Source organism: Burkholderia lata (genome assembly GCF_902499335.1).
GTDB lineage: Bacteria > Pseudomonadota > Gammaproteobacteria > Burkholderiales > Burkholderiaceae > Burkholderia > Burkholderia lata_B.
In genome coordinates, this window is record NZ_CABVQK010000004.1 from 340,925 (window position 1) to 364,665 (window position 23,741).

General features: G+C 67.2%; 24 protein-coding genes and 1 tRNA gene. 16 read left to right on the plus strand and 9 right to left on the minus strand.

Features of this window, described 5'->3' with window-relative positions:
• Positions 1 to 13 precede the first annotated feature (13 nt).
• Complete coding sequence (locus BCO18175_RS12145; RefSeq protein WP_174970134.1) at positions 14 to 1,291, minus strand: haloacid dehalogenase-like hydrolase; 1,278 nt, start codon at positions 1,289 to 1,291, stop codon at positions 14 to 16.
• A 611-nt stretch (positions 1,292 to 1,902) separates the two neighbouring features.
• Between BCO18175_RS12145 and BCO18175_RS12150 the strand changes: the two genes are divergently transcribed.
• The 6 genes from BCO18175_RS12150 (at position 1,903) to BCO18175_RS12175 (ending at position 7,285) form a co-directional block, all read left to right on the plus strand.
• Positions 1,903 to 2,802, plus strand: coding sequence for a M24 family metallopeptidase (locus BCO18175_RS12150; RefSeq protein WP_174970135.1), 900 nt, complete (start codon positions 1,903 to 1,905; stop codon positions 2,800 to 2,802).
• 45 nt (positions 2,803 to 2,847) lie between these two features.
• Positions 2,848 to 4,635, plus strand: coding sequence for an SDR family oxidoreductase (locus BCO18175_RS12155; RefSeq protein WP_174980938.1), 1,788 nt, complete (start codon positions 2,848 to 2,850; stop codon positions 4,633 to 4,635).
• A gap of 30 nt (positions 4,636 to 4,665) precedes the next feature.
• Positions 4,666 to 5,571 (plus strand): metal-dependent hydrolase, encoded by a 906-nt coding sequence (locus BCO18175_RS12160; RefSeq protein ID WP_174980940.1) that lies wholly within the window; start codon positions 4,666 to 4,668, stop codon positions 5,569 to 5,571.
• A 78-nt stretch (positions 5,572 to 5,649) separates the two neighbouring features.
• Complete coding sequence (locus BCO18175_RS12165; protein ID WP_174915914.1) at positions 5,650 to 5,937, plus strand: hypothetical protein; 288 nt, start codon at positions 5,650 to 5,652, stop codon at positions 5,935 to 5,937.
• 251 nt (positions 5,938 to 6,188) lie between these two features.
• The gene (locus tag BCO18175_RS12170) at positions 6,189 to 6,584 is read left to right on the plus strand and encodes a DUF2917 domain-containing protein (RefSeq protein ID WP_174981430.1); all 396 of its coding nucleotides are present in this window, start codon (positions 6,189 to 6,191) and stop codon (positions 6,582 to 6,584) included.
• 326 nt (positions 6,585 to 6,910) lie between these two features.
• Positions 6,911 to 7,285, plus strand: a complete 375-nt coding sequence (locus BCO18175_RS12175; protein WP_174980942.1) for a DUF2917 domain-containing protein — start codon at positions 6,911 to 6,913, stop codon at positions 7,283 to 7,285.
• Positions 7,286 to 7,445: 160 nt separating this feature from the next.
• Here BCO18175_RS12175 and BCO18175_RS12180 read toward each other — a convergent pair whose 3' ends face one another.
• Complete coding sequence (locus BCO18175_RS12180; RefSeq protein WP_006480752.1) at positions 7,446 to 7,724, minus strand: hypothetical protein; 279 nt, start codon at positions 7,722 to 7,724, stop codon at positions 7,446 to 7,448.
• 790 nt (positions 7,725 to 8,514) lie between these two features.
• On the opposite strand from BCO18175_RS12180, the gene BCO18175_RS12185 reads away from it, so the two are divergent.
• The gene (locus tag BCO18175_RS12185; RefSeq protein ID WP_174980944.1) at positions 8,515 to 9,816 is read left to right on the plus strand and encodes an NCS2 family permease; all 1,302 of its coding nucleotides are present in this window, start codon (positions 8,515 to 8,517) and stop codon (positions 9,814 to 9,816) included.
• A gap of 238 nt (positions 9,817 to 10,054) precedes the next feature.
• Here the strand turns inward: BCO18175_RS12185 and BCO18175_RS12190 are convergent, their stop codons facing one another.
• Positions 10,055 to 10,345, minus strand: coding sequence for a DUF1488 domain-containing protein (locus tag BCO18175_RS12190; RefSeq protein WP_039366385.1), 291 nt, complete (start codon positions 10,343 to 10,345; stop codon positions 10,055 to 10,057).
• A gap of 240 nt (positions 10,346 to 10,585) precedes the next feature.
• Positions 10,586 to 10,861, minus strand: coding sequence for a DUF2964 family protein (locus BCO18175_RS40555; RefSeq protein WP_346779580.1), 276 nt, complete (start codon positions 10,859 to 10,861; stop codon positions 10,586 to 10,588).
• Between the two features lie 336 nt (positions 10,862 to 11,197).
• Between BCO18175_RS40555 and BCO18175_RS12200 the strand changes: the two genes are divergently transcribed.
• The 8 genes from BCO18175_RS12200 (at position 11,198) to BCO18175_RS12235 (ending at position 16,640) form a co-directional block, all read left to right on the plus strand.
• Positions 11,198 to 13,102 (plus strand): sigma-54-dependent Fis family transcriptional regulator, encoded by a 1,905-nt coding sequence (locus tag BCO18175_RS12200; RefSeq protein ID WP_174980947.1) that lies wholly within the window; start codon positions 11,198 to 11,200, stop codon positions 13,100 to 13,102.
• Positions 13,103 to 13,190: 88 nt separating this feature from the next.
• Positions 13,191 to 13,493 carry a 2Fe-2S iron-sulfur cluster-binding protein gene (locus BCO18175_RS12205; RefSeq protein ID WP_089426933.1) on the plus strand — a complete coding sequence of 101 codons (303 nt, stop codon included), beginning with the start codon at positions 13,191 to 13,193 and terminating at the stop codon, positions 13,491 to 13,493.
• A gap of 58 nt (positions 13,494 to 13,551) precedes the next feature.
• Positions 13,552 to 14,046, plus strand: a complete 495-nt coding sequence (locus BCO18175_RS12210; RefSeq protein ID WP_174915920.1) for an SRPBCC family protein — start codon at positions 13,552 to 13,554, stop codon at positions 14,044 to 14,046.
• Between the two features lie 92 nt (positions 14,047 to 14,138).
• Positions 14,139 to 14,516 carry a DUF2946 domain-containing protein gene (locus BCO18175_RS12215; protein WP_174980950.1) on the plus strand — a complete coding sequence of 126 codons (378 nt, stop codon included), beginning with the start codon at positions 14,139 to 14,141 and terminating at the stop codon, positions 14,514 to 14,516.
• Positions 14,517 to 14,803: 287 nt separating this feature from the next.
• Positions 14,804 to 15,169, plus strand: coding sequence for a copper homeostasis periplasmic binding protein CopC (gene copC / locus BCO18175_RS12220; RefSeq protein ID WP_174980951.1), 366 nt, complete (start codon positions 14,804 to 14,806; stop codon positions 15,167 to 15,169).
• A gap of 90 nt (positions 15,170 to 15,259) precedes the next feature.
• Complete coding sequence (locus tag BCO18175_RS12225) at positions 15,260 to 15,706, plus strand: copper chaperone PCu(A)C (RefSeq protein ID WP_174980953.1); 447 nt, start codon at positions 15,260 to 15,262, stop codon at positions 15,704 to 15,706.
• 31 nt (positions 15,707 to 15,737) lie between these two features.
• A complete protein-coding gene (locus BCO18175_RS12230) occupies positions 15,738 to 15,911 on the plus strand; it encodes a hypothetical protein (RefSeq protein WP_166895179.1) in 174 nt (57 codons plus the stop codon).
• A 99-nt stretch (positions 15,912 to 16,010) separates the two neighbouring features.
• Positions 16,011 to 16,640: a LysE family translocator gene (locus tag BCO18175_RS12235; protein WP_174980955.1), complete on the plus strand. Its 630-nt coding sequence runs from the start codon at positions 16,011 to 16,013 to the stop codon at positions 16,638 to 16,640.
• A 15-nt stretch (positions 16,641 to 16,655) separates the two neighbouring features.
• Here BCO18175_RS12235 and BCO18175_RS12240 read toward each other — a convergent pair whose 3' ends face one another.
• Complete coding sequence (locus BCO18175_RS12240) at positions 16,656 to 17,981, minus strand: leucine-rich repeat-containing protein kinase family protein (protein WP_174980957.1); 1,326 nt, start codon at positions 17,979 to 17,981, stop codon at positions 16,656 to 16,658.
• Positions 17,982 to 18,122: 141 nt separating this feature from the next.
• On the opposite strand from BCO18175_RS12240, the gene BCO18175_RS12245 reads away from it, so the two are divergent.
• A tRNA-Leu gene (locus BCO18175_RS12245) sits at positions 18,123 to 18,207 on the plus strand.
• 203 nt (positions 18,208 to 18,410) lie between these two features.
• Here BCO18175_RS12245 and BCO18175_RS12250 read toward each other — a convergent pair.
• Genes BCO18175_RS12250 through BCO18175_RS12265 form a run of 4 tightly spaced genes read right to left on the minus strand, consistent with a single transcriptional unit; the run spans position 18,411 to position 23,688 of the window.
• Entirely contained in the window at positions 18,411 to 19,658 is a 1,248-nt protein-coding gene (locus BCO18175_RS12250; protein WP_174980959.1) for a RhtX/FptX family siderophore transporter, read from the minus strand.
• Positions 19,659 to 19,680: 22 nt separating this feature from the next.
• Positions 19,681 to 21,192, minus strand: coding sequence for a PepSY-associated TM helix domain-containing protein (locus tag BCO18175_RS12255; protein ID WP_174980961.1), 1,512 nt, complete (start codon positions 21,190 to 21,192; stop codon positions 19,681 to 19,683).
• A gap of 1 nt (position 21,193) precedes the next feature.
• A complete protein-coding gene (locus BCO18175_RS12260; RefSeq protein ID WP_174980963.1) occupies positions 21,194 to 21,457 on the minus strand; it encodes a hypothetical protein in 264 nt (87 codons plus the stop codon).
• The gene (locus BCO18175_RS12265) at positions 21,457 to 23,688 is read right to left on the minus strand and encodes a TonB-dependent siderophore receptor (RefSeq protein WP_254608050.1); all 2,232 of its coding nucleotides are present in this window, start codon (positions 23,686 to 23,688) and stop codon (positions 21,457 to 21,459) included. The genes BCO18175_RS12260 and BCO18175_RS12265 overlap by 1 nt, the downstream gene beginning before the upstream one ends.
• Positions 23,689 to 23,741 lie beyond the last annotated feature (53 nt).

Here is a 23,741-nt window from a genome sequence, read left to right on the forward strand (position 1 = left end):
CGCCCCGCGCGCATCAAGCCAGCAGCTTGCGCTCGGTCTTGCCGTACTTGATCGACTTCTCGTCCGGGATCATCAGGCCCGTGCGCTCGTCGCGGCCCTGCAGCAGGAAGCGCGCGTCCGGCTTGCCGATCTGTTCGGCCGCGAGTTTGCTGTCCGCGCCGATCTCGCCCTTCTTCATCCGGTTGACGATCACGCCGGCCGCGGTGTCCTTGAAGTCGCGCAGCATCCACGCATCGCCGTCGCTGTCGCCGAACACCAGCAGCGGGCCATAGCCCTTCTTCGACTCGAGGACGTTGCGGATGCCAACCGTCTTGCCGGGCCCCCAGTTGAAATGCCAGCCGGCCGGATACGTGCTCGTGTACTTGCCGTCCTGCATGTCGAGACGCAAGCCGATCACGTTCCCGGGCGGCACGCCGTAGCCATAGTTCGGATTGCCGGCGAACACGCGCACGACATCGTCGAGCGATGCCGTGCTCACGTACACGTCGATGCCGTTCGCGCGCAGCGTGTGCATCACCGCACGGATTTCCTCATGAATGCGGATGCCGTGGAAATGCGTGTCGGCCACCACGCCGGCCTTGCCCGGCAGCGTCTTCGGGCTTTCGTAGCGGACCTTGCGCAGCGCGTCGCCGATGCCGTAGTTGTTCGACGCTTCCGCCATCGCCTGCAGCTCGGCGGTCGTCATGTTCTTGTAGAAATAGATGATCCACTTGTAGCCGATCTCGAGCGGATGCGTGTCGCAAATCGCGTCGTACATGAAGTACAGCTTCGCGCGGAAATCCTTGAACTGGTCGGTCTCGCGAATCTCGTCGAGGCTCTTGTCGCCGCCGAATCCCTGGTAGTTCGCGTAGAGCCAGCGATAGTCGGATTCGACATCGGCCGCGAGGTCCTCCATCGTCACCGGCTTGCCGTCCACCGTCACGTAGTCCTTCATGAAGGCGCCCTTCGGCACGTCCTTCCACATTACGTCGACGAATTCACCCGGCGTCAGCTTGTACTGCAGATGGTTGATCTGGTACATCAGCAGCGCCTCTTCGCAGTCATTCATGATGCACGTGTTGTCCCAGTCGAACACCGCGTACGGTCGGCGCTTTTCGTCGTAGCGCGCGCTCGCGACGCCATGCCGGTCGAGCACCGCCTGCAGGCGCGCGGCGTTGAACGGCGACCAGCGGGCCGGGTCCAGCGCATCCGGCACGGTTGCGCTCTTCGCGTCGGCCGTGCCGGCCTTGAGCATCAGCGACGTCGCGGCGGTCGCCGCGGCAAGGGTATTCATGAACTGGCGGCGTTGCATGGTCTCTCTCCGTGGAAATGTCGAATCGGGTTCAGTCGCTATCCCGCGCGGCTCACCGCGCACCGGCCGCTCATCGGCACGGTGAAGCCGGGACGGCTCCGAACCGGGGGCGAATGATGTGACGAAATTATTTCGGCAATTTGACAGCGTCACGTCGCGACGCGACGGAGAGTTAATCCGGAGCGACATGCCGGGCCGTCGCAAGGCGGCCGTACGCTCGGCCATCCGGGCCGGCGCCCGCCGTGAGACCGCTCGTGACGATCTCCGGCCAGCGCCCCCGGTCCATACGGGTGCGCGCCGTGGGCCATGCGGCCCAACTTCCGGAAATCTAGAGTCTCCGCTCCATTTCGGCCCTTCATTAGGAGAAATCCTCACCTCCGGGGGCTGGCGCGCCACGCCGAACCGGCTATCATCATTACATCATTCAATGGCACATTAAATGCTGACTGAATAATTCGCGACGGGAACGACAGCGGATGCATTCCGGATCAGCGCCCCGCCTTACACAGGACTGGAGTACGCGTTGCGTGGGACCGGAGCAAGTGCTGAAGCACCAACACCGGTCGACAAGCGCTGAAGCGCCAACTCTGGCCGACATTTGGAGACGCATCATGGCCGACCACCATCCGCTGCCGGAAGTCCACCTCGACGAGCTGCCGCAATTCCGCGCGGTCCAGCAGCTCGCGTACCGCTGTGTCGAAACCGTCGGCGCGATGCTCTACCCCGGCATCACCGAAAAGGAAGCCGCGCGCCTGCTGACCGAATGGCTGCAGGACAACGGCGTGCACGACTGGCTGCACAAGCCGTTCGCGTGGTTCGGCGACCGCACCGCGTTCGAGGGCTTTTCGGGCCTCAAGCACATGGGCGGCTTCAATCTCGCGTTCTTCCCGAGCAACCGGCAGCTCGAGACGGACATGCCGGTGATCCTCGACGTCGCGCCCGTGCTCGACGGCATCGTGGCCGACGTCGGCTACGCGCACTGCCTCGGCCACAACCCGATCCTCGAACAGCTGCAGGACGACCTGATGGACCATCGCGACATGATCGTGCGGCTCGTGAAGGAGCGCCGGTCGATGGCCGAAGTCGCGCAGGAAGTCGACGCGCTGTGCCGCCGCCAGGGTGTCGAGCCGCGCCACAAGGCCTATCCGTTCAAGGTGCTCGCGCATCGCGTCGCGAAGATCCACAAGCTGTCGAAGCCGCGCTTCGTCGCGCGCTTCGGGCTGAACGCGACGCGCAACCTGCTGCTCGACCAGGGCCGCGCGGCGAAACAGCAAGGCTGGTCGCCGCTGTGGTCGATTGACCGCCGCTCCGAGCATGCGCCGGTGCCCGGCCTGTGGGCCGTCGAGCCGCACCTCGGCTTCGCCGGCGTCGGCGCGAAATTCGAAGAGCTGCTCGTCATCACCGAAGACGACGCGTACTGGCTCGACGAAGACCTGCCGCACGTGCGCCGCTGGCAGCGCCGCCAGGCCGAGCGTCCGCAGGCCGTCGCGACCGTGCCGGCCGCCGCCTGACGCAAACGCGCCTTTCCTCCCGAATCCCTGAACGACGGACTCACGATGCAGCCTCTTTCCGACGAAGCGCCGCTGGCCCTGTTCGAATCGGTTCATAGCGAAACGGCGGTCGCCTCCGGCGACCTGACGCTCGCGGTCAGGACCTGGGGCGACCCGGCCCGCTCGCCGGTCGTGCTCGTGCACGGCTATCCCGACGACAGCAGCGTATGGCAGCACGTCGCGCCGCTGCTCGCGCGCCAGCACTACGTGATTGCGTACGACGTGCGCGGCGCGGGCCTGTCCGGCGTGCCGAAGCGCACGGCCGACTACCACCTCGCGAAGCTGACCGACGACTTCGTCGCGGTGATCGACGCGCTCTGCCCCGGTCGCGCCGTGCACCTGATCGCCCACGACTGGGGCTCGATCCAGGGCTGGGAATTCGTCACCGATCCGCGCCTCGCCGGCCGGATCGCGTCGTACACGTCGTGTTCGGGGCCGTGCCTCGACCACGTCGGCTTCTGGCTGCGCGAACGCGTGCTGCGCCCGACGCCCGCGTCGCTCGCCAAGCTCGGCGGCCAGCTCGTGCGGTCGTGGTACGTGTACCTGTTCCACCTGCCGTTCATCCCCGAGCTCGGCTGGCGGCTGTGGCTCGGGCGCGCGTGGCCGCGCCTGCTGCGCCGGCTCGAGAAGACGCCCGCCGCGCCGCGCCCGACGCAGGCCGACGACGGAGCGCGCGGCGTGCGCCTCTATCGCGCGAACTTCATCCGCTGCCTGTTCGCGCCGCGCGAGCGCTACGCGCATGCGCCGGTGCAGACGATCGTGCCGCTCGGCGACAAATACGTGAGCCCCGCGCTGTCCGAGAACCTGTCGCGCTGGGTGCCGCAGTACTACCGCCGCGAGGTCGCGGCCGGCCACTGGCTGCCGCTCGCCGATCCGGCGCGCTTCGCGGATCTCGCCGGGCAACTGATCGACGCGGTCGAATCGGGCAACGAACCGCCCGCGCTCGCGAACGCGCGCCGCCGCGCGACGAGCGGCCGCTTCAGCGGCAAGGTCGCGGTAGTGACCGGCGCGGGCAGCGGCATCGGCCGTTGCGCGGCGCTCGCGTTCGCCCGCGAAGGCGCGACGATCGTTGCGTGCGACATCGATCTCGCGAGCGCCGAACGCACCGCGCTGCTGATCGGGCTGACCGGTGCGCAAGCGCACGCGAAGCGCGTCGACGTCGGGTCCGCCGACGAAATGGAAACGCTGGCGACGTGGGTCGGCAGCGAACTCGGCGGCGCGGACGTCGTGATCAACAACGCGGGCATCGGCATGGCCGGCGGCATCCTCGACACGAGCACGCGGCACTGGGAACGCATCCTGCACGTGAACCTGTGGGGCGTGATCCATGGCTCGCGGCTGTTCGCGCAGCAGATGGCCGCACGCGGCACCGGCGGGCACATCGTCAACACCGCGTCGGCCGCCGCGTTCGGGCCGTCGCGCGACCTGCCCGCGTATGCGACGACGAAGGCCGCCGTGCTGATGCTCAGCGAATGCATGCGCGCGGAACTCGCGGAGAAAGGTATCGGCGTGACGGCCGTGTGCCCCGGCTTCGCTGAGACCGGAATCATGGCGTCGACGCAATACGCGGGCGCCAACGCACAGGACGAAGCGCGGCTGCGCAAGCGCGCAACGAAGCTGTACCAGATGCGCGGCCTGAAACCCGAAACCGTCGCACAGGCAATGGTCGACGGCGTGCTGCGCAACCGCCCCGTCGTCGCGATCGGGGGCGAGGCGCACGCGATGCGCTTCGTCGGCCGCTTCATGCCGTGGCTCGGCCGGATGATCGCCCGCGTCAGCATGGCATCGCATTGACGGCGCACGACGCCGCACAGGGAGACACAGATGACCGATACCGCCGACTATCACAAGATCAAGGCCCGGCACGTGAAGTTCGACTTCAGCGATACGCCGATCACCTGGGTGCCGAACGACCCGGGCAGCACGCACATCATCAACACGCTGAACCTGCTGTTCCCGGAAGGTGAGCTGTGGTTCTGCCGCGTGTACAACAAGGCATTGCCGCTGATCACCGATGCGCGCCTGCGCGACGAGGCCGAAGGCTTCCTGCGGCAGGAAGCCGTGCATTCGCGTTCGCACGGCGGCGTTCTCAAGCACTACTACGACCGGCACGGGATCGACACGAAGCCGTTCACGCAAAAGCTCAACCGCCTCTTCACACGCGTGCTCGGCGAACAGCCGCTCGGGTTGAAGATCGGCCACACGCGTTTCTGGCTGCGCCAGCAGCTCGCGGTGATCGCGTCGCTCGAGCATTTCTTCGGCTATCTCGGCAACTGGGTGCTCAACGCGCACGGGCTCGACGAAGGGAAGGCCGACCCGACCATGGTCGACCTGCTGCGCTGGCACGGCGCGGAGGAAGTCGAGCACCGCACGGTCGCGTTCGACATCTACCGGCACCTGGGCGGCACCTATCCGGAGCGCTGCATACACATGGCGTTCGTGATCCTGCTGCTGCTCTACTACATCACGACGGGCGCGAAGTTCATGTACCGGCGCGACCCGGACGCCGGCCGCTACCCAGGCTTCGTGCTCTCGTGGTGGCAAGGCTCGCGGCGCGGGCACCTGCCGTCGTTCTGGAAGGTGATCGGCGCGGCGCTACGCTATTTCAAGCCGAGCTATACGCCGCACCACGAAGGCTCGACCGAACAGGCGCTCGCCTACCTCGCCCGCTCGCCGGCCGCGCAGGCGGCCGCGCACGGCGGCAACTGGGGCACGGCGAAGGGCGCCTGACCGGGTTTCTTGCCGGTTCGGCGGGCGGCGCCCGCCGAAATGCGTACAATCGCGGCTTCATTTCCCGGAGGTGCCGCGATGGCCATGAAGAAAACCGATCTCGAAAAGAACAAGGCGCTCAAGCTGACGCACTCGATGAAGCAGTCGAGTTCCGCGCGTTTCGGCAAGGGCGCCGAAGAAGCAGCCAAGCTCGACCGCCGTGCGCAGCGCAAGCTCGACCAGGAACACGGCCTCGTGCCGTTCGCGTGCAAGCTCAACGCCGAACTCGTCGAACAGCTGAAGGCACGCGCGGCCACGCACCCGGAAGGGATGACGGGCCTGCTGTCCGAGCTGCTCGTAAACGGGCTCGCGCAACGCGACGCGTGACCGCCACGTATCTCGAAATTTCCGTTGACATTGCTGCGCTACCACGACACACTCGTTCGCATGCTTACGCTCAAACCCGCCGCCATCGCGCATAAAAACCGAGTGAACGCCCACCCGTGGCGATCACCGGAGGCGCTTGTGCGTTAGCATCGAGATTCAGTTGCGCATGTCACAAGGCCTCGCCGGAAACGGATGAGGCCTTTTTGTTTTGGTGCGCGTCATCCCGCCCGGCTCAACGGATGGAGATGACGATGGACCAAGCAAGCCGGCTGGTTGTCTGCCCCGATCGGTGCCGCACCGATGCAATCGCATTGCCGCGGGTCGTGATGCAATTCACGGTCGCGCCGCGCAAGACGCTGACATGGTGCGCGCAAAACGATGCCGAGATCCGCGTGCACGACGCGACGCTGTGGGTCACGCGACAGGGCAGCGTCGACGATTACTGGATACGCACCGGCGACGTGCTGCGCGTGCGGCGCGGCGATCGCATCTGGATGAGCACTGAAGACGACCGCCCGGCCGAAGCATCGATCACGACCGCGTACGCGATGAGACGCGGCGCGTGGCTGGAACGTGCGCTCGAGCGAATGCGCAGCTTGCTCCGCGAGCGAAGTCGAAGTCGAAGTCGAAGTCGAAGCCGTACATGACGAAAGCGCCGCTGCGCACGCGATACGGGTACGCAGCGGCGTCACGAAATTCCGGGCGCGCACGTCGATGCATCGCGCTCGCCTATCCCGAAAATTATCGTTGACAACAACGTTCCACGAAGACAAACTCGTTCGCATGCCTACGTATACATCCATCGCCGCCGTGATTCATCGATCGATGAACATTCGAAAGAATGGTTCACGGGAGGCGCGTGTGCGTTAGCAATCGAGCAGTACCGCATGTCACACAAGGCCTCACCGGAAACGGATGAGGCCTTTTTGTTCTGGTGCGCGTCATCCGTCCGGCTCACTGAATGGAGAAGACGATGGACCAGGCAAGCCCGCTGTTTGACCGTCCCGATCGGCGCCGCGCCGGCACGATCGCATTACCGAATGTCGTGATCCGTTTCGCGGTCGCGCCGCGCACGACGATGACCTGGCGCGCGCCGCAGGACGCGGAGCTCCGCGCGCATGGCGCGGCGCTGTGGGTCACGCGCCCGCCGTGCGTCGACGATTACTGGGTGCAGCCCGGCGACGTGCTGCGCATCGCGCGCGGCGAGCGCATCTGGCTCGGCACCGATGCCGACCGGTCAGTCGAAGCGACGCTCACGACCGCGTACGTGCGTCGCGGCGAACGCTTCAGGCGCACGCTGGCCCAAGTGCAACGTTTGCTCTTCGGGATAGGGAGACGGAGCGGATGAGCGACGTGCCGTCAGGCACGCGAGACGCTCAACGGCCGCAACCGGAAATGGACGCACCTGCGGCGTAACGCGCCGCAGGTGCGCATCGAATGACGCGGCACGCCGATGCGTGCCGCGAGCGATCGCGCGCCGTACTCAGCGACGGGATGCAACCGATGCATCAGGTGCTGGCGGCGAGACGTGGGCCCGTGCTTCGTGGAGTGGAATCAAGGTCGGGGCGTTGCGCTGCCTGCGAGGTCACCCACGGATCGATGCCCTGCTTCTGCACCTCTTCGAGGAATGACACACGTGTGCGCCAGTAATCCGCTTGTAATTTCGCGTCGATGACGCGCTGTTCGGCAGCGAACAGTTCCATGCGCGCCGTCACGAGCATCGACGCAGCGGTTTTTTCCGGCGTGGGGGCGTGTCGCATAGCCCAACGGCTGATCCAGTTCAACATGCTGACCTCCGTGATTACGGACGAACCCGCATCGGGCAATCGCAAGCGGCCGTGCCTGCCCGAACACGCAACGGCCTTGACCGCACTTCACCGCCCGGCCTGCACGAACTGCGACTCCCCCGCGTCGGCAATTACCGGCCGGCGTGTGCATGCGCGGTGTATCTATCCTAGAAAGACTTGCCGGTTTATGCGATGGGGTCTTGCAATCTTTTACACAGAAACCACAGTCCCCCCCGCCTCGCGAAATGACAGTTGCGGACGGGACGGCTTCGGCGCACGATAGCCCGATATCTGCAACCGCCTGGACTGACGAATGGCCGCTGCACGCCGCTGCCGGGCATCCGTACCGGCCGCGTACGTGCGTTTGCGCGCACGCGCTGCCCGCCCCGCATGCGTGCATGCATGCGGGCGCTCCGTTTCAGTCGGATGTCATCCCGCCCCCGCCGCGCGCGATACGTCGCGCGTGCCGTTTTGCATGCCGTTGCGCACGCATCGGCCGGCCTCGTTCACGCGCCCCGCTCCCGTTTCCGCCATTTCTTCCGGCCCGTTCCGCCCGAACCGGTAAAATGCGCGCCTTCGTCGCGCGGCCGGACTGCCAGACCGTTCGCGCGCAGGCAGCCGATCGATCATTCGATCGTGCCCTCCAACTATATCGTCCGAGCTATCCGCGCTATTACAATCCGCCGATAGCCGGGCAATAGTGGCTGGTTACAGTAAGCCGGCCGCGCGCTGCCTTTACAACAATTCGGCACAACAAGCAACACGACAACCCGACCGGAGAAACGCCTTCATGGAATCCATCAAGCGGTATTTCGGCTTCGCTGAAGCCGGCACCGACTTCCGCACCGAAATACTCGCGGGCGTCACCACGTTCCTGACGATGGCCTACATCATCTTCGTCAACCCCGCGATCCTCGGCGATGCCGGCATGCCGAAGGAATCCGTGTTCGTCGCGACCTGCCTCGTCGCGGCGCTGGCGTCGATCATCATGGGGCTGTACGCGAACTACCCGATCGCGTGCGCACCCGGCATGGGCCTGAACGCGTACTTCGCGTACACGGTCGTCAAGGGGATGGGCTTCACGTGGCAGGCCGCGCTCGGCGCGGTGTTCATCTCCGGCTGCCTGTTCCTGCTCGTCACGCTGTTCCGCGTGCGCGAGGCGATCGTCAACGGCATTCCGAAATCGCTGCGGATCTCGATCACCGCGGGTATCGGCCTGTTCCTCGGCATCATCTCGCTGAAGACGTCCGGCGTGATCGTCGGCAGCCCGGCCACGCTCGTCACGCTGGGCGACCTGCACAAGCACGACACGATCCTCGCGATCATCGGCTTCTTTACGATCGTCACGCTCGACCACCTGCGCGTGCGCGGCGCGATCCTGATCGGCATTATCGGCGTCACGATCCTGTCGTTCTTCTTCGGCGACAACCAGTTCCACGGCGTGTTCTCCGCGCCGCCGTCGATCGACGCGACGCTGTTCAAGCTCGACATCGGCGCCGCCCTGTCGACCGGCATCATCAACGTGATCCTCGTGTTCTTCCTCGTCGAGCTGTTCGACGCGACGGGCACGCTGATGGGTGTCGCGAACCGCGCGGGCCTGCTCGTCGAAGGCAAGATGAACCGCCTCAACAAGGCGCTGCTTGCCGACAGCACGGCGATCGTCGCAGGTTCGGTGCTCGGCACGTCGTCGACCACCGCGTATATCGAAAGCGCGTCGGGCGTGCAGGCCGGCGGCCGCACGGGCGTGACGGCCATCACCGTCGCGGTGCTGTTCCTCGCGTGCCTGTTCATCGCGCCGCTCGCCGGCGTCGTGCCGGGGTATGCCACGGCACCGGCACTGCTGTACGTGTCGTGCCTGATGCTACGCGAGATGGTCGACGTGCCGTGGGACGATGCGACGGAAGCCGTGCCGGCCGCGCTGACCGCGCTGCTGATGCCGTTCACGTACTCGATCGCGAACGGTGTCGCGTTCGGCTTCATCGCTTACGGCGGCCTCAAGCTGCTGACGGGCCAGGCCCGTACGGTCAAGCCGATCGTGTGGATCATCGCAGCCGTGTTCCTGTTCCGCTTCTTCTATCTCGGCAGCGAGTGACGGTCGCGCTTCGGCGCGATGCACGATGAAAAAACGCCACCTTCGGGTGGCGTTTCCGTTTTCGCATGATTCATCTGCGATCCTGACGAATCGACCCGCACGGCGATACCGACGCTCGGGCAATCCGGTGCGGCCCGCATACGAAAATGCCGCCCGGCCCCGCCGAACGGCATCGCATGAAGGCAACGTCTTCGCGTGCGCAGCGTTCAGCGCCGCGCGCAGCAAGACGAGCGTCGTGTCATCCGCGCCAGTTTGCCTCGTAGAAGCGGACGTAGCCGCTGCGCAGCGTCACGCATTGCGCGCGCGTCTCCGACAGCAGGCGCCGTGCGGCCGCCTCGATACGATCACGGTGCTGGTCGAACGCGCCGACCATGTCCTCGAAGCGCGGCGACGCCGCGCCGAAGTGATCTTCCAGCGCCTCGGCCGTGATCTGACATTGGACGCGCTCGCCATTGACCAACGCCGTGAACGCAAGCATCAGGTCGCGCCCCGAATACTCAGGCTTCTCGTTCGTGAAATGAATCTGCATGGGAGCCGCCTCGACCGGTAGAAAACGAATGACCGCGTCCGTCGTCCGCTACCGGCCGGACGAAATGTACGCGGGCTCGCCGACGGAGGCACGGCCCGCGGGGATAGGCGCGGACAATGCATGCCGGTTGATTTCCACTTTAGACGGTTTCGCGCAGGAGACAAATTTTCCGGCGTGCGTCGTTCCGACGCGCATTTCATCAGATCAGCGCGGCATCCGGCACCGTTTCGGAAACCGGCGTCAGTGCGGATCGGTCGGCCAGACGTTGAGCGCAATTGCAGCCGACGTGGCGCCCACCGCAATTGCGGCCGCCCCGTATCGCACCGCATCGGTCAGATCGAACAGCAACCCGTGGATCGCCACGGCAATGCCGCCCAGCATGATGAATGTGGCGATGGCCGCCAGCACGACTCTCAGTTCCGTCCGAACCATGATGCGTCTCCCGAACGGATGCATGTCGCGTCGCATGCATGTTGCAATGCGGAACACGGCGCGTGCGTGCTCCATTTCCATCATTGCAGGCGGGCATTTAAAAGCAAGGGGATTTTGTTCGCGGTCGCGTAGCGGACGCGGCGCTTGTATGATGATGCGTACCCGGATGGCCGGCGTTCGCACATCGATGGTGCGGCGCACGCGGAGGCGGGAATCCGTAGAGGATTTCGGCGAGTGTGCGTGTGCCGGATCGGCCATTTTCGAGGAGCATGGGGCATCATTAAGCGCTGAAGCGCTAACTGCCGCCGACCGCGAAGCATGGGGTCGCTGTAAGCGCTAAAGCGCTAACAGTGACCGACCGCGAAGCATGGGACCCCTGTAAGCGCTGAAGCGCTAACAGGGGTCGACAGGAGACAAGTCATGCCGCAACCCTTCGTGCTGCCCGCCACCGCGGGTCGCACCGACCTGCTTGCGCAGGCGCATGCGCGTTCGACCGCGGTCGGCCTGCGCGCGCACGAACGCCCGGATTTCTCGCCGCTGTCGCGCATCGCGCTGCGCGAACTGCTCGACACGAACCAAGCGCTGTTCTCGCACGCCCGCCCGGTGATGGAGAACCTGCACGCGCAAATCGCCGACACGCAAAGCCTCGTGCTGCTGACCGACGCCGATGGCGTGATCCTGCACAGCATCGGCGACGCGGACTTCATCGAAAAAGCCAACCGCGTCGCGCTATGTACCGGCGTCTCGTGGGCGGAAGGCGCGCGCGGCACCAACGCGATCGGCACCGCGCTCGCATCGGGCCAGGCCGTCGCCGTGCACGGCGCCGAACACTTCCTGCGCGCGAACCATATCCTCACCTGCTCGTGCGCGCCGATCTTCGACCCGTTCGGCCGCACGCTCGGCACGCTCGACGTCAGCGGCGATCCGCGCGGCTCGAGCCCGCATACGCTCGCGCTCGTGCGGATGTCCGCGCAACTGATCGAGAACCACCTGTTCGCGAACCAGTGCGCGGAAGCCTTGCGGCTGCGCTTTCATGCGCACGAGGAATGCGTCGACTCGCTGTTCGCCGGGCTCGTCGCCTTCGGCCCCGACGGCGGGCTGATCGCCGCGAACCGCAGCGCACAATTCCAGCTCGGCGCGTCGTTCGACGCACTGCAGCATCAGGCTAGCGACGCGCTGTTCGGCATGCGTTTCGGCCAGCTCGCGCAGCAGGCGGCACGCGCACCCGGCGCAATGTTCCGCCTGACGCTGTCGACCGGCGTACGCGTGCTGGCGCGCTGCGAATTCGCGGAAGCGCACAAGACCACCATCGCCGTCACGCCGCCCGTGCCCGCCGTACGGGTGCGCGCACCGGACCCCGACACGATCACGTTCGCGACGCTCGACACGGGCGACGCACGCATGGCCGCCGTACTCGAACGCGTCGCGAAGATCCGCGGGCGCGACCTGCCGCTGCTGATCCTCGGCCAGACCGGCACCGGCAAGGAATGGCTCGCCCGCGCGCTGCACCAGGCGTCGCCGCGCGCGGATGGCCCGTTCGTCGCGGTCAACTGCGCGGCGCTGCCCGATTCGCTGATCGAGGCCGAGCTGTTCGGCTACGAGGACGGCGCGTTCACCGGCGCGCGCAAGCGCGGCAGCCCCGGCAAGATCGTGCAGGCCGACGGCGGCACGCTGTTTCTCGACGAAATCGGCGACATGCCGCTCGCGCAGCAGGTCCGGCTGATGCGCGTGCTGCAGGAGCGCGCGGTGATGCCGCTCGGCGGCGCACGCGCGGTGCCGGTCGACGTGCGCGTGGTCTGCGCGACCCATCGCGACCTGCGCGCGATGATCGCGGAAGGCACGTTCCGCGAAGACCTGTTCTACCGGATCAACGGGCTCGCGGTCACGCTACCGGCGCTCGCCGCACGCACCGACCTGCCGGCGCTCGTCGAGCGGATTCTCGCGCGGCTCGCACGCAGCGAACCGATGCCGCGCAGCATCGCAGCCGACGTGCTCGACGCATTCACGCGCCACCGCTGGCCCGGCAATCTGCGCCAGATGACCAACGTGCTGCGCACGGCCGGCATGCTGGCCGAAGACGAAGCCGAAATCACGCTGGCCCATTTGCCCGACGATTTCTGGCTCGACTGCGACGACGCACCGGCGGCGCCCGCCGCCGCTGCGCCAGCCACCGCGGCCGGTACGCGCGAAGGAACGACGCTGCAAAGCCATCAGGCCGCGGTGATCGATGCCGTGCTCGCGCGGCATGGCGGCAACGTGTCGGCGGCCGCGCGCGAGCTCGGGCTCGCCCGCAATACCGTGTACCGGCACCTGCGCCGGCATTGACGCCAGCGGCCGGCCGGCGCCGGCCGCCAGCCCGTTCGGGTATGCTTGGCGCGTTGTCGCCGAACCGCCGCCCGCCTCTGCCTCCGCCATGACCGATCCGGAACACCTCCCCCTCGTGCGCATCGAGCCGCTCGGCGCGACCTTCGATGCGCCCGATTCGCTCACGCTGCTCGAAGCCGCCGCGTTCGCGCACGTGTCGCTGCCGCGTTCGTGCCGCAACGGCACGTGCCGAAGCTGCCTTTGCCGGATCGTCAGCGGCAGCGTACGCTACACGATCGAATGGCCGGGGCTGAGCCGCGAGGAAAAGGCCGACGGCTATACGCTGCCGTGCGTGGCCGTCGCGACGTCGGACCTCGTGCTCGACGTGCCCGACGCGGTCATGCTCGACTAGACGCGGTGCGCGCTTGCGCGTGCCGTCCAGCAAAGGTTGATCCTGTGTGGAGAACGTCATGACCCAGCAAACCGATCGCATCGAAAAACAGGCCCAGCTCAACGCATCACCCGACCGTGTGTGGGAAGCCGTCAGCAATTCCGGCGAATTCGGCCAGTGGTTCGGCGTCACGTTCGACGGGCCGTTCGCAGCCGGCCAGCCGCTGTTCGGCCGCATCACGCCGACACGCGTCGACGACGACGTCGCCAAGGCGCAAGAGCCCTACGCGGGCACCGTGTTCGAAATCGTCGTCGATCGCGTCGAGCCGAAGGATCTGTTCTCGTTTCGCTGGCATCCGTTCGCGATCGATCCGAATTTCGATTACACCTCCGAGCCGATGACGCTCGTCACGTTCGCGCTCGCCGCACAGGCCGGCGGCACGCTGCTCACGGTCACCGAAACGGGCTTCGATCAGTTGATCGAAACGCGCCGCGCGAAGGCGCGCGAGATGAACGATCACGGCTGGGCCGCGCAGATGACGCTGATCACGAAATACCTGGCGAAACACGCGTAGCGCGCCGCAACGCCGCACGTCCGTGCCGACATGCGAATCGACGTGCGTGGCATAATCCGCTCCATCGTTGTCCAACCGTCGCCGCGCATCGCATGCTGAGTCGTCGCCTCCGGAAGATCGGCAGTCTGATCGGGATGCTCGCCATCCTGATGACGGCACTCGCGCCGACGATCTCGCAGGCACTGACGACGCAGCAGCGTGTCGATACGCTGCTGGCCGGCTACTGCACGACCGCGCCTGCCAACGGCGAGCACTCCGCCGATTCGTCGCGGAAAAGCCTGCAGGCCCACCTCCAGGCATGCGGCTATTGCAGCCTGCTTGCTCACACACCCGCCATGCCCGCGCCCGAACTGACGTTCGCGGCCAACGTGCACGTCATTCAGCATCGCGAAGCAACCCGCTTCGAAAGCCTGCGCCGCGCGCTGCCGCTCACGGCCGCGCAACCGCGCGCCCCGCCATTCTCGTCCTGATTCGTCGTCAACGCCCGTGATGCCGTAGCGCATCGCGTGGTTCGCGCACGCCACCGGCGCGCGCGACGTGTCACGTTTCGAAGGACGATCATGTGTCACCGTGTTGCGCGCGGCATCGTGCCGTGCGTGCGGCTGGCGGCTTCCGGTTCGTGCTGTCGCACCGACATTCGCTTGCGGGCGAACGTCCGGCCGCACACGTTCGCGCCGGCATCGGTGCCGATGGTGCGCGTGCATCCGTTCGTCGAATTCGTGTTGCTCCATCCAGTTCGCCACTCGCACACCCAACCATGAAGACCACCTCTTTCATTCGCGGCGCACTCGCCGCACTCGGCTTCGTCGTCATCCAAGCCGCCCAGGCCCACGCGCTCCCGAAGACGCAGGACCCGGCCGCCGACGCCACGCTTTCAACCGCGCCGCATGCGGTCACGATCGGTTTCAGCGAAGCGCTCGAGCCCGCTTTCAGCTCGATCGCCGTCACCGACAGCCACGGGCAGTCGGTCGTCGACGGGAAATCGTCCGTCGACGCCGGCAACCGGAAGCGCATGCACGTCGCACTGGCCAGCCTGACCGCCGGCACGTACACGGTCGCGTGGATCGCGGTGGCCAGCGACGGCCATCGCACGCAAGGCCACTACACGTTCACGCTGAAATGACGTTCGCGATGCGCGCCGGCGTTCCGCGCCGGCCGCGTCGCCGCCGCTACCCTTTGCATCCGCTGCATCCCCCCATCAGGAGAACCAACCATGAAACGCTCGATTCCAACCGGCCTGCTGTTCGCACTGCTGGCGCTGCACGCCCCCGTCACCTTCGCCGCGCCGGCCGTGCAGGCAGAAAACTGCTGGATCCGCGCGATGCCGGCGGCCGTGCCGTCGTCCGGCTACTTCACGCTGAAGAACGACGGCGATGCCCCCGTCACGCTGACGGGCCTCGACTCGCCCGCGTACGGGATGGCGATGCTGCATGAAACGCAAACGAGCGGCAGCACCGCGAAGATGGTCCACGTCGACGCCGTCGAAGTGCCCGCGCACGGCACGGTGACTTTCAAACCGAAGAGCTATCACGTGATGCTGGAGCAACCGCGCCAGGCCGTCGCACCCGGCGCGAAGGTGCCGTTCCGGCTGCATTTCGCTGGCGGCTCGACGGTGTCCGTGACCTGCGACGCCAAGGCGCCGACCTACGCCGGCCAGTAATACCCACCGCCCCCGATCGAAGGAGACGCACATGAAACATCGCCTGCCGCTGGCCGACCTGATCGTCCGCTACCGGACGCCGCTGAACGTCGCCGTGATGATCGTCTGCGGGATATGGGCCGGGTGGATCGCATGGATGACGCGGCCCGCCGCGATCGATACGCCGCCGTCGATTCCGGCGTACTGCATGCGCGACGCAAGCTGACGCGCCGCGACGGCACGGTTCCGGCGCAAGCCCGCGCCAATTATTGGCGTGGCATCATCGCTTCATCCCGACCGCCGGAACCGTCTCTCGGAGCGCCGCATGTCCATTCAGACCTGGATGCTGTTTGCCGCAGCCTATCTCGCCACGACGCTGTCGCCGGGGCCCAACGTGCTGCTCGTCATCCGTAACACGGTGCGCTACGGCACGCACGGCACAGCCGCGACGATCGCGGGCAACCTCGTCGCGCAAGGCGTGGTCGTGGTGCTCGTCGCGCTCGGCGTCGGCGCGGTGCTGGCCGCGATGCCGCCGCTGTTCGTCGCGATGAAGGTGGTCGGCGCCGCGTACCTGATGTTCCTCGGTGTCCGGCAACTGCGTGGCGACCGCAAGGCCGCCGCTTCGACCGGTGCGACGGAAATCGCCGCGCCCGACCGCAGGAAACTGTTCCGCGAAGCGCTGTTCGTATCGGGCAGCAATCCGAAGACGATGATCTTCCTGTCGGCGTTCATGCCGCAGTTCATCGTGCATGACCGTCCGCTCGCGCTGCAGTTCGTCGTGATGTACGCGACGATCGCGTGCACCGTCGTGGTCGTTCACAGCGTCTATTCGGCCGGCGTGCGCCGGTTCCATCGCGGCTTCGGCATGAGCCGCGCGGTGCGTGCGCTCAAGCGCGCCAGCGGGCTGCTGTTCGTCGGGCTCGGGATCAAGCTGCTGACTGCGCGGCAGGCGTAAGCGGGCGCGCGCCCGTCAGCGCGTGTGCGCGGCCAGCTCGGCCGCGATCTCGCCGAACGACGGCCGCGCATCGACATCTTCGTTCAGGCAGGTCATCGCAAGCGCATCGAGCGCGTTCCTGCCGGCCCAGGTGTGCGGTTCGCATCGCTCGAGCAACTCGCCGAGCAGATGGCCGAACGCCCGCACCTCGAGCCGTTCGAACGCAGTAGCACGCGTGCGGTCCTTCACGTCATAGAGCGACGCTGCGCCGAAATCCCCGAGCAGCGCACCACCTTCGCCATCGTGCAGGATGTTGTGCGCATACAGGTCACCATGCATGATGCCGTGCACGTGCAGATGGCCCGCCACCGACGCGATGCCATGCGCGATCCGCACCGCCTCTGCCGGCGCGAAGCTCGCGTCGGCCGCATACACGTCGCGCGTGCAGGTCGCGAAGCTCGGCGGCCCGGCGAGGTTCGTGAGCGCGGGATCGACCAGTTCCATCACGAGGCCGTGCGTGCCATCTGGATGCCCGCTCACCTTGCCGATCACCGGGATCATGCCCGGATGTCGGCCGGCATGCAGGCACGCAGCCATTTCGCAATCGGGCAGGCCGTCGCTCGTCACCGCGCCCTTGAACAGCTTGACCGCGACCGCCCGCGGCGGATGCCCGTCCGCACGCCATTGCGCGCGGTAAATGACGCCCGACGCGCCCTCGCCCAGCTTCTGCTCGCATGCCAGCGACGCCCAGTCGACGTCCGCGACCTCGGGCCCGGCCGACGCCGCGGCTTCCGGCGCAGCGCCGAACGGGTTGCCTGCGGTGGCGAGCCACGCAAGGCGCGGCAGGCGCAGCAGCCAGTCGGGCAGGTCGTCCAGCCGGTTCGCGGACAGGCGCACCAGTTCGAGCGCGCGGCATGCGGCCATTTCCGCCGGCAGCGCGCGCAGCCGGTTGCCGGCGAGCATCAGCTTCTGCAGCCGCGAGCAATCGCCGATGTCGGCGGGCAATGCGTCGATTGCGTTGTCGGTGAGGATCAGCCAGCGCAGCGCGCGCGGCAGCGACCCGCTCGGTACCGTTTGAATCCGGTTCGCCTTGAAGCCGATCATGTCGAGCTGCCCGCATGCGCCGAGCACGTCGGGGAAGGCGGTGAAGCGGTTGCCGGACGCGAACAGGATACGCAGGCGGTGCAGCCGCGGCAGGTCGTCCGGCAGCGCCGAGAGCGCGTTGCCGGTCAGGTCGAGCACTTCGAGCGTGTCGGCAAGATTGAAGATCTCGCGCGGGAATTCCGTCAACCCGCATGCGAGCTTGAGTTGCCGTGCGCCGGCGAGTTGCCCGGCCTGCAGTTGTTCGAGGGTGTGTGTCACGCGGAGAAAGCGGGTTGCGGTTGCGACGATCGTCGGGTCGATCGCCCGAATTCTACCGGGATCGCCCGCGTACGATCACCGATCGTGTCACACCCCCTTCACAAACGCGCAACGTCGCGCTAGAATTGCGCCCCTTGCAGTGCCGACGTGGTGAAATTGGTAGACACGCTATCTTGAGGGGGTAGTGGCGAAAGCTGTGCGAGTTCGAGTCTCGCCGTCGGCACCAGGATTTCTTCTCTCATCGTTGTGCGACATGCGACAAACGCATTCCGGCAACGATCGACGATCATCCCGCGCAATCGCGCACCTCTGCTTCCGATTCCGATATTCAGGCTGCAACCAAGCACTACCGTGCTGCGAATTCGCGCGCGCCCCCGACTGCCGCCTGGACTGGGCAGAACAGCCGGAATCGCACGCACGCTACGTCGATCACGACGCCAGCACATCATCCCCCTTCACCGCATACGCCGCCTCCCGCCGCCGCAACCGCATCGCGATCAACGCGGCCAACACCGCCAGCGCCACACCGGCCAGGAACCCGCCCGTATAACCGACCTTCGCCGTGAGCGACAGGATCGTCGACGACGCGATCAGCTCGCCGAGATCGCGCGTGCTCTGCACGGCCGTCACGTCGGTGCCGGCCTGGTCGCTGCCGCCCGCGAAGCGCATGCCGGCCGTCATGATCGACACCGACGTGATCCCGGTCGCCAGCGAACCGAGTACCGTGCACAGCCATGCCCACGACGGCGACACCGGCACCCACCCGCTCGCCTGCGCGAACCACAGCAGCGCGGCCGCGCCCGCACAGCTCACGCCGGCCGTAAACGCACGCCACAACCCGAGCCGCCTGACGAGCCACGCGCCGCCGCCGCAACCGAGCACGACCGTCACGATGCCGCCGGCCATCCCGAGTTTCCCGATCGCGTCGAGCGTCCAGCCCGCATCGTTGAGAAACAGCTTCGACAGGCCGAAGCCCGATACGGCCGTCATCGCCGACAGCAGCGCGAGCGACAGCAGCGACCACGAACGCGGCCGCTTCGCGAAGCGCACGAGGCTCGCATTGTGTCCGGCTTGCACACGTGCGCGATCCGCATCGCGCGGCAGCACCCAGAGCACGCATGCAAGGCTCGCGAGCGGCACGGCAGCGAGCGCAAGAAACGCGGCGCGCTGGCCGAACAGGCCGATCAGCGTCAACGTGCCGGCGCCGCCGCCGAAGAAGCCGATCATCACGCCCGCGATCTGGATCGCGTTGATCTTCGCGAGCGTGTCGCCGCTGAAGTGCTCGGCGGCCATCCCGTCGTTCGCGATGTCCTGCGTCGCGCTCGCGAGCGACGCGACGGCCAGCAGGCCGACCGCCCAGCCGGCCGTCGCGACCGTCATCCCGATCTGCGCGAGGCTGCCGAGGCACAGCACGACGAGCGTCTGCATCGGCAGCATCCAGCTGCGCCGCCGGCCGATGCGCGGCGACCAGCGGTTGTCGACGACGGGCGCCCACAGGAATTTCACGACCCACGGCAAACCGACGAGCGGCAGGAACGCCAGTGCGTGAAGCGGCGCGCCGTCGTGGCGCAGCAGGGTCGGCATCGCGTCCATCGCAATGCCGATCGGGATTCCCTGTGACAGGTAAAGCAGCGTGATCGTGATGACCAGGCGGCGATGTTCGAGCAGATCGCGCATCGAAGTCTCCAGTTGCATGAAATTAAAAAGGTTCGACACCTGCCGGCACGCGCGCGGGCCGCATCGCATCGCGGCGCGGACGGCGCGCGGCACGCAGCAGCAATGCGCCGAATGCGACGAGTGCCGCGTCGATCGGCCAGTACACGGGTTCGCCCGTGCCGAGCAGCGCGATCGCACAGTGCGTCACGCCGGCCAGCCCGTAAGCGGCGCCGGCCGCACACATCAGCCGGCGTAGCCAGGCCGCGCGATCGGCCACACAGGCCGCAAGCGCGACCGTGCCGCCCCACACGGCCCAGAACAGCATCGCGAGCACATGGTCCACGTGCACGCCATCGGGCAACGCACGCCCCGCGAGCAGCAGTACGCCGCCCGCGAGCACGAGCCCGCCGCATGTGCCGACGGCGACGGCGGCCAGCACGTTCGCGACGCGATCGTGCTGCGCCCGCCGTCGCTCGATCCACAGATGCAGACCCGTCGCGCACAGCGCACACGCGGCGAGCCCCATCAGGAAATGCACGACGCGCAGCACGCCACCCATCGCACCCACCCAGCCGTATTGCGCGAAATGCAGCGGCTGCACCGCGATGAACGCGCGCAACCAGAAGCCTCGGCCGCGCGACGTGGCATCCGCGAGCCATTGCCCGTCCGTCGCGCGATACAGGTGATGCTCGAACACCGCCGTACTCGGCAGGCCGGCGGTCGTACCGGCAATCTCGACGCGCGCGTTCGCATCGCCCCTGCCATGCAGCACGACGGCTTCACGCCGGAAATCCGGCATGCGTGCCGCGTCGCGCCGCAGCAGTGCATCGAGATCGGGGGCACGTTGCCACGCGCCGCCGGCAGCGGCTGGCGGCGGCCCGCCGAGCAGTTCGGCGAACGCGCGCTGCGGCTGCCCCGGATACGCGACGCCCGCGAGCGACACCGTGCCGAGTGCACCGAGCCCCGACAACGCACCGGTGAACGCGAACAGCACGAGCCACGGCGAGCCCCACAGGCCGATCCACGCGTGCAGATCGAACAGCGCGGCGCGCAACCCTTTTCCGCGCCGGATACGCGCCGCGTCGGGCCAGCGCCGGTGATGCACGACAAGCCCCGCGACGATGAGCACGAGCAGCACGATTCCCCACAAGCTGACGAAGATGCGCCCGGGAAAGCCCGCGAACAGCGTCTTGTGCAGCGTGACGAGCAACGCCGCGCGTCCGCCGTCTGCCAGCCGCTCGCCCGTCGCCGGGTCGAGCGCCAGCGTGCACGCCTGGCGCGCATCGCAGAAACGGATCGCAGGATCGTCCGGTTGCGGCAGCAAGATGCGCGCATCGCGCAACGGCACACCGAGCGCCGCCGCGCGTGCGACAAGTTCATTCAGCGGCAGCAACGGCCGGGCGACGGCGATCGACGATGGCCGCCACCAGCCCTGCATCGAATCGGTCGCGAGACTCCAGGTGCCGCTGAACAGCACGACGAACAGCACCACGCCGAACAGCGCACCGGCGCCGCGATGCAGCGCGCGCCAGCGCGAACGCGACGAAGCGTCCATGTCAGCGCCCTCCCCAGAACATCGCGCACGGCACGAGCACCGCGAACCACGCACCCGCGCGCCACGCGGCCTGACGCCGCCCGGGCGCGACGAGCACCCACAGCAGCGCGGCAACGCCCGCGGCAAGCGACAGCAGCACGGCCGCGTAGAGCCGGTTCAGGCCGTCGGCCGGGTAATGACGGGCCAGCGTAACCGCGAGCGCGACCGCGCCCGGCAACACACCGCCGATCGCGAGCGCCACCCGCGTCCCCCAGCCGCCCGCCATCAGAACTGCCCGCGCACGGTCAGCATCACGTTGCGCGGTTCCCCGTAACGGTTGTTCCAGCCCGGGTTGCTCAGGCTCAGGTAGTACTTGCGGTCGAACAGGTTGTTGACGTTGACCGCCGCGCTCCAGTGCTTGTCATAGCGGTAGCCGAGCCGCAAGCTCGCGAGCGCGTAGCCGCCCTGGCTCATCGTGACGCCGTTCGCCTGCGCCGAGTAATTGCTCTGCACCTGCACGCCGCCGCCGACGCTCCAGCGCCGCTCCTGCCACGGCAGGTCGTAGTTGGTCCACAGCCGGAACAGGTGGCGCGGGTTCAGCAGCGGCGCGAATGACGAGCCCGCGTTCGCGAGGTTGTCCGCGTAGCTCATCGTGTCGTACGTGTAGCTCGCCCACACGCTCCACCACGGCGTGATGCGGCCGTTCGCCTCGAACTCGAAGCCCTGGCTGCGCACGCTGCCGCCGTTCACGTAGTAGCAGTTCGGCCCCGCGCACGGATGCGCGAGATCGACCTGCGGGTTGTTGTCGAGATCGATGCGGAACGCCGCGAGCGACACGTTCAGCTTGCCGCCCGCCAGTTCGCCCTTCACGCCCGTCTCGTACGTGCGCCCCTTCACCGGCGTCAGGATGCCGCCACCCCACATCGACTTGGTTTGCGGCTGGAACACTTCCGCATAGCTCGCGTACCACGACCAGTCGCGCGCGAAATCCCAGATCAGCCCGCCGTAAGGCGTGAACTGATGGCCGGTGTTGAAGTGCGCGCCGAGGCTGTCCTGGTTCCACCAGCTCAGCCGCCCGCCGAGCACGAGCGTGACGGGTTCCGCAAGCTTGATGCGGCCGAGCCCGTACACGCCCTTCTGCGAAATGTCGTTCTGCTGCGATTGCTGGAACGGGCCGACGCCCGGCTCGGGCACGCTGCTCGGGTTCCAGCGAAACACGTTCACCGGCGTGCCGACCACGTTGCCCTGCAGCTGCGCCGACATCTGCCCGCTGCTGCTGTTCGCGTAGGTCACGCCGAACAGCAGGTCGTGCGTGAGCCCGAACGCATGCACCGGGCCCTGCACGTTCGCATCGAGGCTGCGGCTGTAGCTGCTGAACTGGTACGCGCCGCCCGTCAGCGCGCCACCCGCGCCGGTCGCCGGGTCGATCGCGCCAAACGAGCCCGCGTACTTCAGGTCCGAACGCACGCTCTGGTACTCGCCGCTGACCTTCGCCTTCCAGCCGGCGCCGAGCTTCTGCTCAACCGACGCGAACGCACGTGTCGTATCCCAGTCGAAATGGCCCCACGCGGTGTCGAGGAACGTCGAGCGAGACAGGCCGAGGCTCGATCCGTCGCGCGCCATCGGCACGCCGGACATGTCGGGTATCGAACGCGTCGTCTGGTATTGCGCGCCGAACGTGAGCAGCGTATCGCGGGTCACGTCGACCTCCGTGATCCCGTAGATCGAGCGCGTGTCCTGTTTCGCGTGGTCGTAGAAGAAATGGCGATCCTCGTACGCGGCGACGAGCCGGCTGCGCACGGTGCCGGCCGCATTGAGCGGGCCGCCGATGTCGGCTTCCGCGCGATAGCGGTCCCAGCTGCCGACACTCACGCTCGCGTTCGCGGAGAACTGGTACTGCGGCCGCTTGCGCACGAGGTTGACCGTCGCGGCCGGATTACCCGAGCCGTGCAACAGGCCGTTCGCGCCGCGCAGGATTTCCACGCGCTCGTACACGGAGATGTCCTGCGGCGCGCTCGCCATGTCGCCGATCACGACCGGCACACCGTCGAATTCGAACGAATCGACCTTGAAGCCGCGCACGAAGTACGCAGTGGTGAGCAGCACGTAGGGCTGCACGGTCACGCCGGCCGACTGCTGCATCACCTCGTCGAGCGAGAACAGGTTCTGCTGGTCGATCCGCTCGCGCGTCGTCACGCTGACCGACTGCGGAATCTCTCGCAACGCCAGCGGCATCTTGCCGACCGTCGCCACCGACGGATCGTCGGCCACGCCGCGCGATGCATTCACCGAAATCGCCTTCAGCTCGCCCGCGGCGGGCTTCGCGGCGGTCGTTTCCGCCTTCCGGACTTCCGCGCCGGCCGCCGGCGCCGGCGCCGTATCGGCAAACGCCGCCGCCGGATGTGCGGCGATCAGCAGGCCGAGATACAGCGACGGACGCCAGCGCCCTCGCCCGAAAAGGGCGACTCGCGCGCCCTTCGTCCTTGATCTCCCAGGTTCCAGCACCTCGTACCGCATTCACGCCCCCGTATTTGATAATCATTCTCATTATCAAATAGAACCGGCAGGCG

Bases quoted from the DNA above. Each gene is read 5' to 3' on its own strand.
- BCO18175_RS12145 (WP_174970134.1), bottom strand. From the start codon at position 1,291: ATGCAACGCCGCCAGTTCATGAATACCCTTGCCGCGGCGACCGCCGCG.
- BCO18175_RS12180 (WP_006480752.1), bottom strand. From the start codon at position 7,724: ATGTTGAACTGGATCAGCCGTTGGGCTATGCGACACGCCCCCACGCCG.
- BCO18175_RS12230 (WP_166895179.1), top strand. From the start codon at position 15,738: ATGAAACATCGCCTGCCGCTGGCCGACCTGATCGTCCGCTACCGGACG.
- BCO18175_RS12190 (WP_039366385.1), bottom strand. From the start codon at position 10,345: ATGCAGATTCATTTCACGAACGAGAAGCCTGAGTATTCGGGGCGCGAC.
- BCO18175_RS12225 (WP_174980953.1), top strand. From the start codon at position 15,260: ATGAAACGCTCGATTCCAACCGGCCTGCTGTTCGCACTGCTGGCGCTG.
- BCO18175_RS12200 (WP_174980947.1), top strand. From the start codon at position 11,198: ATGCCGCAACCCTTCGTGCTGCCCGCCACCGCGGGTCGCACCGACCTG.
- BCO18175_RS12215 (WP_174980950.1), top strand. From the start codon at position 14,139: ATGCTGAGTCGTCGCCTCCGGAAGATCGGCAGTCTGATCGGGATGCTC.
- BCO18175_RS12185 (WP_174980944.1), top strand. From the start codon at position 8,515: ATGGAATCCATCAAGCGGTATTTCGGCTTCGCTGAAGCCGGCACCGAC.
- BCO18175_RS12260 (WP_174980963.1), bottom strand. From the start codon at position 21,457: ATGGCGGGCGGCTGGGGGACGCGGGTGGCGCTCGCGATCGGCGGTGTG.
- BCO18175_RS12165 (WP_174915914.1), top strand. From the start codon at position 5,650: ATGGCCATGAAGAAAACCGATCTCGAAAAGAACAAGGCGCTCAAGCTG.
- BCO18175_RS12170 (WP_174981430.1), top strand. From the start codon at position 6,189: ATGGACCAAGCAAGCCGGCTGGTTGTCTGCCCCGATCGGTGCCGCACC.
- BCO18175_RS12205 (WP_089426933.1), top strand. From the start codon at position 13,191: ATGACCGATCCGGAACACCTCCCCCTCGTGCGCATCGAGCCGCTCGGC.
- copC (WP_174980951.1), top strand. From the start codon at position 14,804: ATGAAGACCACCTCTTTCATTCGCGGCGCACTCGCCGCACTCGGCTTC.
- BCO18175_RS12155 (WP_174980938.1), top strand. From the start codon at position 2,848: ATGCAGCCTCTTTCCGACGAAGCGCCGCTGGCCCTGTTCGAATCGGTT.
- BCO18175_RS12255 (WP_174980961.1), bottom strand. From the start codon at position 21,192: ATGGACGCTTCGTCGCGTTCGCGCTGGCGCGCGCTGCATCGCGGCGCC.
- BCO18175_RS40555 (WP_346779580.1), bottom strand. From the start codon at position 10,861: ATGATGGAAATGGAGCACGCACGCGCCGTGTTCCGCATTGCAACATGC.
- BCO18175_RS12235 (WP_174980955.1), top strand. From the start codon at position 16,011: ATGTCCATTCAGACCTGGATGCTGTTTGCCGCAGCCTATCTCGCCACG.
- BCO18175_RS12265 (WP_254608050.1), bottom strand. From the start codon at position 23,688: ATGCGGTACGAGGTGCTGGAACCTGGGAGATCAAGGACGAAGGGCGCG.
- BCO18175_RS12160 (WP_174980940.1), top strand. From the start codon at position 4,666: ATGACCGATACCGCCGACTATCACAAGATCAAGGCCCGGCACGTGAAG.
- BCO18175_RS12175 (WP_174980942.1), top strand. From the start codon at position 6,911: ATGGACCAGGCAAGCCCGCTGTTTGACCGTCCCGATCGGCGCCGCGCC.
- BCO18175_RS12250 (WP_174980959.1), bottom strand. From the start codon at position 19,658: ATGCGCGATCTGCTCGAACATCGCCGCCTGGTCATCACGATCACGCTG.
- BCO18175_RS12150 (WP_174970135.1), top strand. From the start codon at position 1,903: ATGGCCGACCACCATCCGCTGCCGGAAGTCCACCTCGACGAGCTGCCG.
- BCO18175_RS12210 (WP_174915920.1), top strand. From the start codon at position 13,552: ATGACCCAGCAAACCGATCGCATCGAAAAACAGGCCCAGCTCAACGCA.